Here is an 11,515-nt window from a genome sequence, read left to right as displayed (position 1 = left end):
AGCATGATCGCCACGTCTTCCTGGAGGCCCGATTGCGTCCGTCGCTGGTGAATTTCGTCGTCGTGGGCGTGCAGAAGGCCGGAACGACCGCTCTGTTCGACTACCTGCAGGACGATCCCGCCTATGGCTTGCCCGACATCAAGGAAGTGCACTTCTTCGACGACGAAACGATCGATTGGAGCGCGCCGGACTATGGCCCCTATCACGCGCGATTCGACTGGAGCGACCCCACGCTGATCCGCGGAGAGGCGACGCCGATCTACATCTACTGGCCGCGCAGCCTGGAGCGGCTGGCCGCCTACAACCCCGCCGCCAAGATCGTCCTCATGCTGCGCGATCCGGTCGAGCGCGCCTGGTCGCATTGGCGCATGGAAACCTCGCGCGGCGTCGAGACGCAGCCGTTCTCATGGTGCATTCGGCATGGCCGCGCGCGGCTGTTCGATGCGCAGCCCTGGGGCGTGCACCGGGAGTTCTCGTACGTCGAGCGCGGGTTCTACGGCGAACAGATCGAGCGGCTGCTGGGGCTGTTTCCGCGTGAGCAGGTCCTGTTCCTGACGGCCGACGAACTGCGTGCCGAACCAAGCGCCACGCTCGCCCGTGTAAACGCGTTCCTGGGCGCGCCGCCCCCCGCCCCGGTCGAACACCGCGAGGTACACGTCGGCCAAGAGGTCGGCGGCGACCTTGATCCCGCCGACGTGAGCTTTCTTCGGGAGCTCTACGCAGCCGACCATGAGCAGTTCGAAGCCCTGACCGGCATCCGTTTTCCCTGAGGCATGTTTCGGGCTGCAGGAGCCCCGGAGAAGCGCTCCTCGCTGGTCCTCGGGGGCCCGGCTGACGTCTGCCGCGCCTTGCCGGCTGGGCGCTACAGTGAAGGTCACAAAACCGTTAGCGCGCTCTCTCGGCGCCTGGGACGCTTTGACCGCACGGGCCGCTGAGCTATAGTTGAGCGTCAGCCCTGCTCTCCATGGCTGTGTCGCTTCGGCCGGACAAAGAAACCACTGGTTTCTTTGTCCGGCCTTTCGATTCCAGGCGTCATCCTGATTGGGACGACCGCCCCCTTCTTCACCACTGCAACCGTCGACAACATCCCAGCGCGCGCCTGGCCGTTCAGGCCAGCGGTGTGCTTGGACGCGTCAATCGACGATGGGGCCGCCGTTGGGGGTGAGATCGATCACCTGGAACTTAGCCATCCAGAGCAGGCCGCGCTCGACGAAATTCCGGCGATGGGCGGGGAAGTACTCCAAGATGGAGCCGACGGTCGCGCCGCTCTCCGTGAGGTGGTCGAACGCTTCGTGCATTTCCGCAAGCGGCGGACGCGGCCAGTCGCCGATGGTCGCCAGGCCGCTGCTCAGCCGGGCCTCGGCGATCTCCCATGTCATTCCCGGGGAGGCGGCGACGCGGGTCCGGGCGGTCAACGCCTCGGTCGGATAGCTCTCGAACAAGGTGAAGGGGTCCATGCGATAGGGGTTCACCCCGGACGTGGCCTGCCCGGCGGCCGCCTGACGACGCTCGGCGAGGTCACCCCAGAAAGCCTGATACTGGGGAATGATCCGCGACCAGTCGAACACCTGGCGCGCCTGCTCGGCGGCGGCGGCGCCCATGCGGGCGCGAAGATCAGGATTTTCGATCAGATCGACCAGCGCGTCGGTGGCGGCGACGTGGTCGATCGAGGTCATCTGGGCGGCCGAGACAAGATAGCGCTCGTAAGCCAGCCAACCGTTGGCATGGTAGTAGGCTAGGTCACCGCCGAGACCCGGACGCGGCGCGAAGGTCCGGATCCGGAAGCCGTCGAGGCCGTGACGCACCGTGTCGCGGTAGCCGTCCCAGTCCGTGACGACGCTCGGCAGACCGGCCGCCATCGCCTCGACCGGCGTCAGCCCGAAGGTTTCCTGAATGTTGTCGGAGAAGGAGATGAAGATGTCGGCGACCGACCAGATCGAAAACCGGGTGTCGGCGGGCCGGCCGTCGACCGGTCGGTAGTGCACCGACGGGCATAGCTCCGTCGTCCAACGATGGTGGGTTTCGGTATAGGCGTCGGTGTGGCCCCAGCCGGAAACGACCCAGTAGATCGGCTTGCCCGTGCGCTTTGCGGCGGCCTCAAGGGCCATGGCCATCAGGGCCGGGTTCATCTTGGCGGCCATGTGCAGTCGGCCGACATAGAGGACGACGATGGCGTCCTGCGGGATGTCGAGCCGCTCGCGCCACGCGCGCCGGTTCTCGTCGGTCCGCGCGAAATCCTGGACGTTTACGCCCAATGGGATGGTTGCGATCTGGGGGCTGGGAAAGCGGGCGGCGCCCAGCCGCGATCCCAGGTAGTCGCGCATCGCCTGGATCTGGGTCTCGACGCTGGTGCGGACCGCACGAGAGGTCGTGATCAGGCCATCCCAAGGCTGGACCGGGGCGACGGCCATGTTGGCCAGGATGTCCATGGTCCCGGCGCTGGCAGTGGTGTGGGTCACGCCGCAGAGGCTGTAGCTGGCGTCCCCGAGCGGCTGGCGCCGCCACGCCTGGGCCGGGATGTCCGCAGCCGGATAGTAGAGGCAGCCGGGCTGCGCGAGCTGCCGAAGGCTGCGCTCGCCGATCCACCGGCGGACCTGGCGCGGGGGCTCGACGCCCTTGAGCATAGCCTCGCCCTTGGCGGCCCCGACGTTCAGGGCGTCATACAGCCATAGCTCGTCGACCTGCGCATGCCGCAGGAAGCCGCGGAGGAAGCTCTCGCCGGCCGAGTGACGCCCCATCAGCCGCTCGCGCGAGGTGTCGAAACTATCGGCGTGAAAATAGATCGCGGCATTGGACATGCCACCTGCGGTACCCGAGCGCCCCGAGTCCGCCAAGCCCGAGCCAAAGAAAAAGGGCCGCCCCGGAGGGCGGCCCTTCGTAGTTCTAGACTGTCGCCGACTTAGATGAAGTCGCCAGCGTCAATGTCGGCCAGCGTCGCGCCGGTCAACTTGATCGCGTTACCGACCGAGTTGTTGTTGGCGCTGTCAGCGAAGATGAAGGTGTCGCTACCCGCAACTTCGATCACGACGATGTCGCGAGCGCCGGCGGCGATCAGGGCCGTCGCGTCCGACAGGGCCGCGGCGTAGCTAGCCGCAGTCTGCGCGACGTAGTTGGTCGCGGTCGCCAGGACGCCGACCGAGATTTCGTCAACGCCGGTTTCGAAATCGGCGATCGAGTCCACCGAGGTCGCCGAAGCCGACGAGCTGTCGCCCACGCCGAACACGAAGCGGTCAGCACCGGCGCCGCCGGTGAGTGCGTCGGTGCCGAGACCACCGATGATGGTGTCCGCGCCGTCGCCGCCGTTGATGACGTCGTTGCCTTCGCCGCCGGTGATGCTGTCGTTGCCGAGACCGCCGAGGATCCCGTCGTCGCCAGTGCCGCCACGGATGACGTCGTTGCCGTCGCCACCATCAATGACGTCGTTGCCGTCGCCACCCGCGAGGGTGTCGGCGCCAGCGCCGCCTTGGATGTTGTCGACGCCAGCATCGCCGGTGATCGAGTCGTCGCCAGCGCCACCGGTCAGGATGTCGTTGCCGTCGCCACCGGTGATGACGTCGTTGCCGCCGCCGCCAGTGATATTGTCAATGCCGGCACCGCCATCGAGCGTGTTAGCGCCAGTGGTACCCGCGGCGTAGTTGATCACGTCGTCGCCGTCGCCGCCGACAACCTTGTCGCTCGACGCATCCGCCGAACCGGTGATGACGTCGTTGCCAGCGCCACCGTCGACGTTGTCGTTGCCGTCGCCACCGATCAGGCTGTCCTTGCCTTCGCCGCCCAGCAGGGTGTCAGCGCCAGCGTCACCGACAAGGCTATCATCGCCCAGATCGCCGGAAACGTAGTCAGCCCCAGCAGCGGCAACGATGGTGTCGTTGTCTTGGCCGCCGAGCAGGGTGTCGGCATCGGCGCCGCCGGTGATGCTGTCCGCGCCCATGTTGCCGTGGGCGTAGTTGGCACCGGCATTAGTCGTGATCTGGTCGTTGTCTTGACCGCCGAGCAGCGTGTCGTTGCCCGCGCCGCCGGTGATGGTGTCCATGCCCTTGTTGCCGTGGGCGTAGTTGTTGCCACCCAGGGTCACGATGGTGTCATTGCCGTCGCCGCCAAGCAGGCTGTCGTTATCAGCCGCGCTGCCGGTCAGGCTGTCATCACCCGTGCCGCCGTCGATGGAATCGGCACCACCGTCGACGTCATTGGTAATGGTGTCGTTGCCTTGACCACCCAGGACCGTGTCCGCGCCCTTACCGGTGAGCACGGTGTCAGCGTCGTCGCCGCCGTCGATCGAGTCGTTGTCGTCGCCGCCAACGATCGAGTCAGCGCCTTGACCGCCCAGCAGGGTGTCAGCGCCGGCCGCGCCAGCCAGCGTATCGGCGTCCACGTCGCCGGAGATGTAGTCAGCGCCGAGGTCGCCGCTGATGCTATCGCCGTCCTTGCCGCCGAGGATGGTGTCAGCACCTTGACCGCCGACGATGGTGTCAGCGCCCGCGTTGCCGTGGGCGTAGTTGGCGCCGTCGCCGGTCTTGATGTTGTCGGCGCCTTGGCCGCCAAGCACGGTGTCGTTGCCCACGCCGCCTTCGAGGCTGTCTGCGCCCTTGTTGCCTTGCAGGAAGTCGTTGCCGTCACCGCCAACGAGAGTGTCGTCGCCGTCAAAGCCGTACAGGGCGTCAGCCTTGCCGGTGCCGGTCACGAGCGGGTTCACGATGCCGTCGCCGACGTAGAGCTTCGAACCGTCGGTGAAGACGATCTCACCAACGTTGTTGCCTTGATTGTAGATGCCGGTGCCGAAGGTCACCGAGCGGGCGCCCAGGGTGAGGACGACAGTCGCGGTGCTCGGGAAGGCGCCCGCCGCGACAAACGAAACCGAGACCTGAGCGGCGTTCACGCCGGCAGCGAAGGTCAGGGTGTCTTTGCCCGCCTCATACGCCAACGCCTCAGCGGCGGTGATCGTATCGAAGTTGTAGTTAGCCATGCTTCTCTCCAGTCTGTGTCACATGGACCCCCGAAACGCCTGGCCACCATTTTCCAATGGAGCGGTCCCAGCGGTCCTAATCCTTGCGTCACAACAAGGTCGTGGCGAAGGTTAAACGAGCCCGAGGAATGCGTATCGGAACCTCGGTTGATGCGCAACACCAAAAACGGGTGCAAACCCCCTTCATGGCTGCGTTTGCCGCACACCAAATCTTAACGGATCAGTCCTCGCGCAGGGCGTCCCGGATGGTGTCGGTGAGCGGGCTGACCACGTAGGACAGGATCGACCTGTTACCTGTAACAATCATGGTTTCAGCCGGCATGCCGGGGCTTAGCTTGTCGCCCTTGGGCAGCTTCACGAGCTCCTGCGGCGGGATCTTCAGGTCGACGCGGAAGTAGCCCTCGCCCGTCTTTTCGTCGACCAGCTGGTCGGCAGAAACGGTCATGACGGTGGCGTCGACCGGCGGCGTGCGGCGTGAATTGAAGGCCGAGAGTCGGACCCGGGCCTTCATGCCCGGCTTCACGACGTCGACGTCCTGGGGCTTGATTCGGCCGGTGACGATCAGCGGCGCGTTGGCCGGAACCACGCTCATCAGCCGCTCGCCGGGAGCGACGACGCCGCCGATGGTGAACTGGGTGAGGTCGAGCACGTAACCGTCGGCCGGCGAGCGCACGGTCGCGGCGTTGAGCATCTGGCGGGCCGCCGCCAGCTTCGGTGTCGCCTCGGCCAGGCCGGTCTGCATCTGGCGCAGGCCTTCGGCCGCCTGGGTGATCCGCTGTTCCTTCAGGGTGGTGATCTGCAGGCGCGTCTCGCCGATCTGCTCGCGCAGGCGGGTGATCTCGGCGATCAGCTGGCCCTTGCGGCCGGCCAGGTCCGCCAGTGAGCGCTGGTAGCGCAGGATCAACGTCTTCGGCGCGTAGCCCTTCTCGTAGAGCGTCTGGTAGCCGGCCAGTTCCTCGCGGGTCAGGCGGTCCGACTCGCGGACCGCGTCGACCTGCGCCTGCACGCCGCTGATCTGGGTCTCGAGCTGTTGCAGCTTCTGGGCGAGCACCGCGCCCTGGGTCTCGAAGAACTGCAGGCGCGAGGTGAACAGGAATTCCTGGTCGCGGATGATGCCCGCGACCCGCGGATCGCTGGCCGCGCGGGCCGTCAGCTCGGCCGGAATCACCAGCGTCTTCTGATCCGTCGCCTCGGCCTGGAACCGCGCCAGCTGCGCGGTCAGGGTGTCGTACTGGTTCTGCAGCACATCGGTGCTGGCGCGCGGCTGCACCTCGTCGAAGGTCAGCAGCACCTGATTCTGCCGGACGTGCTGGCCTTCCTTGACGTTGATCGTCTTGATCGTGCCGCCCTCGCGGTGGCGGATGGTCTTGCGGTTGTCTTCGACGCGCACGATGCCGGGCGCGACCACGGCGCTGTCGACCTTGGCGACCGCAGCGAACAGGGTCAGGCCGACCACGAACACCCCGACCACCGCCGCCCCGGCCACGATCGGCCGGCGCATGCGCTGGGCCAGGACCGGATCGAGCGGAACGAGGTCCTTATCGTCGAACTGCGGCGTGACGTAAGGCTTCGGCGCGTTGAAATCCATTTTCATCGGCCGGCCTCGATCGCACGGGGAGCCGCGGGCTGCACGACCCGCGCCATGACCTGTTCACGCGGCCCGAACATCTCCATCCGGCCGTCACGCAGCATCAGCATCTTGTCGGCCGAGCGGAACACGCTCGGCTTGTGGGAGACGATGACGATCGTCGAGCCGCCGGCTTTCAGGGCGTCCAGCGCCTTGACCAGCGCCTCTTCGCCCTCAGCGTCCAGGGCGGCGTTGGGCTCATCGAGCACGATCAGCCGCGGATTGCCCAGCAGCGCGCGCGCCAGGCCCACGCGCTGGCGCTGGCCCGCCGACAGCACGTGGCCGGATTCGCCCAGGTCGGTGTCGTAGCCGCTCGGCAGCCGCAGGATCAGCTGGTGAACCCCCGCCACCTGTGCGGCGCGGACCACCTGCTCGTCGTCCACATCGGCGCGGAAGCGGGCGATGTTGTCGCGAATGCTGCCGGAGAACAGCTCTGTATCCTGCGGCAGATAGCCGACGTGGCGGCCGAAATCGCTGCGGTCCCAGCTGTAGACGTCGGCGCCGTCGAGCCGGACGTTGCCGCTGTTCGGCTGCCAGATGCCGACCATCAGGCGGGCGAGCGACGATTTGCCGGCGCCGGACGGGCCGATGACGCCGAGCATCTCGCCCGGTTCGATCTTGAAATTGACGCCCTGCAGCACGAAGCGCGTCGCCCCCTGCGGCGCGAAGTTGACGCCTTCGACGGACAGCTGGCCCAGCGGCTTGGGCAGGGTGGTCGAGGCCTTGGTCGGCCGGTAGTCGGCGAACAGCGAGTTGAGCCGCTGGTAAGAGCGGTAGCCGTTGGTCAGCGCATCCCACGACCCGACCAGTCGCTCGATCGGCTGCAGCGCGCGGGCGGCCAGGATCATGTTTGCGAACAGCAGGCCCGAGTGGATCTTGCCCTTGACCACCAGGTAGGCGCCGATGGCGATGATCAGCACCTGGATCGCCTGCCGCACGAACTTGCTGATGTTGCTGATGACGCTGGCGCGCTCGCTGGCGCTGGCGCTGCGCTCCATGGTGACCGAGCGGAAGGTCGCCCAGCGCGAGCCGAGCGGCTCGACCATACCCATGGCCCGCACGACCTCGCCGTTGCGGAGCGCCGCATCGGTGAAGGCATAGCTGCGCAGAGCCGCTTCGTTGGCCTCCTTCAGCGCCGGCCGCGTCGCCCGGTCCTGGAACAGGGTGATCAGGAACAGCAGCACGGCCCCGCCGATTGTCACCAGACCGATGATCGGGTCGATGATCAGCAGCACGATCATGAACACCGGCATCCACGGCAGGTCGAACATCGTGCCGAACGCTGGTCCGGTCAGCATCTGACGGAAGCTGTCGAGGTCGCGCAGCGCCTGCGAGCGCGCCGACGGATTGCCGCGGATCACTGTGTCGAACAACGCCGAGAACACCCGGCCCGACACCCGCTGGTCCATGATCACGCCGTAGTTGATCAGCACCTTGGCCCGGAAATCGTCGATCAGGCCCGAAATCAGGAAGGCCAGCATGACCATGAAGGTCAGGACTAGCAGCGTCGGCACGCTGTAGCTGGACAGCACCCTTCCGTAGATTTGGAAGGTGAAGATCGGCAAGGCCAAGTACAGCAGGTTCGAGACCAGACTGAACCCGCCGGCGTAGGCGAGCGGCTTGTAGCCCTCTTTAATCGCCCGGGTGAGCGGGTTGTCGGGCATATCCGCGAACGGATTAAAGATCTTCATGCGCGCCGCGCCGTTCCGTGGATGGTCGCCGCCGATGGCCGCGATGACGATGGCCGAAATAGGTGCTCGAAGTCCAAGGCGGATTGCGCCAAAAACGCGCGACACATGATCGGGCCTCTTAAGGATGTCAATGGCGCTCGCGACGGCGAAAATTCGCGCCGCACGTGTCGAAGTTCTAATCGCCGTCGCCCGAGGCGCGAGGAGTAGGGATTGCCCAGGGTCGCCATAATCGGGAGCTGCATTACCCGCGATGTGTGGCCGATCGTGGGCGAAGCGCCGCCGCAGGACCTGCTCTATATTTCACGGACGAGTCTGGCGAGCCTGTTCGCCCCGCCGCTCAACGGCGTGGTCGTCAGTGAAGACCCGCCGGCGTCTCTCGGCGTCTCCACACATCGCGCCATGGTCGCCGATATACGCAAGACGGCGCTCGCCCAGTTGGTCGCCTATCGCCCGACCCATCTCATCTTCGACTTCATCGACGAGCGTTTCGATCTGCTGGCGGCGCAGGGCACGCTGGTCACACACAGCTGGGAGCTGGATGTCAGCGGATACCATCGCCAAGCGCCTTTCAATGACGCGCACGCGATCAGCCGCACCAGCGCGGCCTGCGACCTCCTCTGGCGGCAGGCGCTCCGCCAGATGGTGGACATCTTGGACATGACGCCGCTTGGCGAGGCTCGGCTCATTCTCCATGAGACTCAGTGGGCCTCGCACTATCTGGACGAGGCCGGTGGGCGCCAAGCCTTTGGCGACGTCGAGATCTTCGGCGGCAAGCTAGCCGCCATCGCCGACTACAATGCGATCCTCAGCCAGCAACAGGACGCCTTCTCTGCGGCCTTGCCACGGGCAAGGCGCGTCTGCGCTCCGGGGCCGCTCCAGCTTGCCGACGTGCGCCATCGCTGGGGCCTGAGCCCCTTCCACTACATCGAGGACTATTACCGCGCTGTCTGGCGCGAGTTTCAGGCGCTTGGGATCTAGCCCCTACCCTTGCGAGCCCACAGCTCAAGCGGAGTCAGGGCGCAGCTCGCGTAGTCCGCAGCGAGGTCAAGAAAGCCTGGCTCTGGACGCCCCAGCCACGGTTCGCTGATGCGCCAGGCGCCCCCCTCAAGGTAGTCGACCAACGGATTGCGCCCTGGTTCAAGCCCATCGACGCGCAGGGCGACATATCGCTGCGTGTCGAACCAGGGCCCCGGACTGCGCCCCTCAAGGCCGCCGACCAGCAGGAAATGGACGAGCGGCTCGGCCGGGGCGAGTTCGGGATATGTCTCGCGATACCAGGTCGGATCGAACAGCGGATGGGGCCGCAGGCCGGCGTCGGAGCCGCTTTTGAGATAGTGGATCAGCGAAGGCGCGCCCGCCTGGCCGACCTGTTCGGCGTAGTAGTCGGCTGCGAACAGCCGGTGAGGACTAAGGCCGCGCGCTGCGCCCTCGCGTTCGTAGTGGGTGATCGGGTTCTCGCCGCTGGCGATCAGGTCAGGCGCCTGGCGCAGATAGTAAGCGATATCGAACAAAGGGTGCGGATCACGCCCCTCGCCCGCCCCCACGCGCACGAAGTGTTCGAGCGGCGTCAGGCCGGTCTCGCCCAACGCCGCCGCGTTCCGCGCCCGATAGAAATCGGTGTCGAACAGCGGATGCGGATCCAGGTCCTCGGCGGCGCCATGCAGCAGGTAGTGCGGCAGCGGACTGGTGCGCGTGCCGACGAGATCCGGCCGCGCCCTCAGATACCAGGCCTGATCGAACAGGGCGGACGGCTGGGCCGATGCGTCGCCCCCACGCCGGGCATAGGCAGCCATCGCGCTCAGCCCGCCCTGCCCGCCGGTGCGCCACAGGCCCGATCGGGCGATGATTGCTGCGCGCCCGAAGGCGCCAAGACGCTCGAGCGCCGAATCGATACGCCGCGCGATCCGGTTGTAGCGCCGCGGCCGCGCGGACGGCCGAGCAACCGCGCTGTACCCCGTGAGCGCGAGTTCGCGGGCTTGCGCCTCAAGCTCCCAGCGGGCGAGCATCGCCTCGGCCAGGGCCGCGCCCAGGCGCGTTCGACTAAGGCCGCTCTCGGCCGAGACACGCTGACTGGCGCCTTGCAGTGCCGCACATCGGCGCAACAGAGCTTCGATCTTGTCGATCAGCGCGCCTGCATGGGCGCTTTCGAGCGCCGCTGGGGCCCCATTGTCGGCCGCCATGATGGCCCGACCCTCCTTCTATCTCGCCATTCGTGTCAGACTTGGGCGTCCGCCTGTCAAGCGGCGGGAAGCCCCGCGAGGCCCTGCGCGCGCAGCCAGTCCAGGAACCCGCCCTTCGAAGCATCGAACGGGTCGGGAAACGTCATCCGCAGATCGGCGCGCTCGCGCCAGAGCAGCCTATGGGCTCTCTCGATTTCGGTCCCGTCACCGTACTGCTCATAGGCCCAGTAGCGATCGGGAATGATCGGATCGCGCGCCGCGTCGACCCGTTCCTTGTACCAGCGCCAGATCTCATAGACCGCGTGGCTGTCGCCCGCATAGCGCCTGGTCATGACGTCGCCGGTAGGCCCGAGCTTGGTGAAGTGCCAAAATCTCAAGGGCGCGCCGTTCACCCTGATCGCTCCGTCCTGGCCGATCGCGACCTTGCGCTGGCTGAGATTCCAACTCGCGACGTTGTAGCCGGGGTCGCGCACGATCCCGACCCGATCGAAGAATACCGGCACGTGATCGCACCACTTCTGATCTACGAACAACCCTGCGGGGATGTCGTCGTAGCAGTACTCAAGCAAGCGGTCGTTCCACCACTGCGCAAAGCGAGCTCCCTCTCCGCTCGCCTTCACCGCCACAAAGCCGAGATTGAAGATGCCCGTGCGCAAGGTCGCCAGGTCGTTGTCGAAGATCGCCTGATGATCCTCGTTCGGAACTAGCAAATGCGGCGTGAGCAGGATGTCATCCCGCTCAAGCTGCTCGATCAGCGGCGTGAGGTCCGAGAAGAGCGCTGTATCCGGATCAAGATAGATGACCACGTCCGCGCCCGAGCCGCAGGCGTCGAGCAGGAATGGTCCCTTCACTGCGGTGCAGACCTCGACCACATCGTGCTTGAAGAGCCAGGACTTGAAGTCAGGGATCAGGGTGTCCGGATGAACCACCCGATCGAACGGCTCGTCCTGCAGACGTAGCTGAAAGCCCGGCGGCGGCAGGTCGGTGATGAGCGCGACCAGCTCCCAATCGGGATGAAAACGCCGCAGGCTGGCGAACAGCACGCGCGCACGGT

8 protein-coding genes are annotated in these 11,515 nt (G+C 66.3%); 2 read left to right on the top strand and 6 right to left on the bottom strand.

Translation table 11 applies throughout. From position 1 onward, the window contains the following. The first annotated feature begins 32 nt into the window (after window positions 1-32). Window positions 33-770 (top strand): sulfotransferase domain-containing protein, encoded by a 738-nt coding sequence (locus OUA97_RS07665; protein WP_267231242.1) that lies wholly within the window; start codon window positions 33-35, stop codon window positions 768-770. 363 nt (window positions 771-1,133) lie between these two features. On the opposite strand, the gene OUA97_RS07660 is transcribed toward OUA97_RS07665, so the two are convergent. The 4 genes from OUA97_RS07660 to OUA97_RS07645 all read right to left on the bottom strand — a co-directional run bounded on the left by OUA97_RS07660 (window position 1,134) and on the right by OUA97_RS07645 (window position 8,281). After that, window positions 1,134-2,798, bottom strand: coding sequence for a glycosyltransferase family 4 protein (locus OUA97_RS07660; RefSeq protein ID WP_267231241.1), 1,665 nt, complete (start codon window positions 2,796-2,798; stop codon window positions 1,134-1,136). A 101-nt stretch (window positions 2,799-2,899) separates the two neighbouring features. After that, window positions 2,900-4,963: a calcium-binding protein gene (locus tag OUA97_RS07655; RefSeq protein ID WP_267231240.1), complete on the bottom strand. Its 2,064-nt coding sequence runs from the start codon at window positions 4,961-4,963 to the stop codon at window positions 2,900-2,902. Window positions 4,964-5,183: 220 nt separating this feature from the next. Further along, window positions 5,184-6,557: an HlyD family type I secretion periplasmic adaptor subunit gene (locus OUA97_RS07650; RefSeq protein ID WP_267231239.1), complete on the bottom strand. Its 1,374-nt coding sequence runs from the start codon at window positions 6,555-6,557 to the stop codon at window positions 5,184-5,186. After that, on the bottom strand, window positions 6,554-8,281 hold the full coding sequence (locus tag OUA97_RS07645) for a type I secretion system permease/ATPase (RefSeq protein WP_267231238.1): 1,728 nt from the start codon (window positions 8,279-8,281) through the stop codon (window positions 6,554-6,556). The genes OUA97_RS07650 and OUA97_RS07645 overlap by 4 nt, the downstream gene beginning before the upstream one ends. Before the next feature lie 210 nt (window positions 8,282-8,491). On the opposite strand from OUA97_RS07645, the gene OUA97_RS07640 reads away from it, so the two are divergent. Continuing rightward, window positions 8,492-9,259, top strand: coding sequence for a DUF6270 domain-containing protein (locus OUA97_RS07640; RefSeq protein ID WP_267231237.1), 768 nt, complete (start codon window positions 8,492-8,494; stop codon window positions 9,257-9,259). Here the strand turns inward: OUA97_RS07640 and OUA97_RS07635 are convergent. Together OUA97_RS07635 and OUA97_RS07630 are read right to left on the bottom strand one after the other, a co-directional pair. Further along, window positions 9,256-10,461, bottom strand: a complete 1,206-nt coding sequence (locus tag OUA97_RS07635; RefSeq protein WP_267231236.1) for a hypothetical protein — start codon at window positions 10,459-10,461, stop codon at window positions 9,256-9,258. The genes OUA97_RS07640 and OUA97_RS07635 overlap by 4 nt on opposite strands. A gap of 56 nt (window positions 10,462-10,517) precedes the next feature. Then, window positions 10,518-11,504, bottom strand: coding sequence for a hypothetical protein (locus tag OUA97_RS07630; RefSeq protein ID WP_267231234.1), 987 nt, complete (start codon window positions 11,502-11,504; stop codon window positions 10,518-10,520). Window positions 11,505-11,515: the final 11 nt, after the last annotated feature.

The sequence above is a fragment of the Phenylobacterium sp. 58.2.17 genome (assembly GCF_026411515.1).
Taxonomy (GTDB): domain Bacteria; phylum Pseudomonadota; class Alphaproteobacteria; order Caulobacterales; family Caulobacteraceae; genus Phenylobacterium.
Note: the sequence above shows the minus strand (reverse complement) of the source record. Positions and strands in the feature narration are given on the sequence as shown.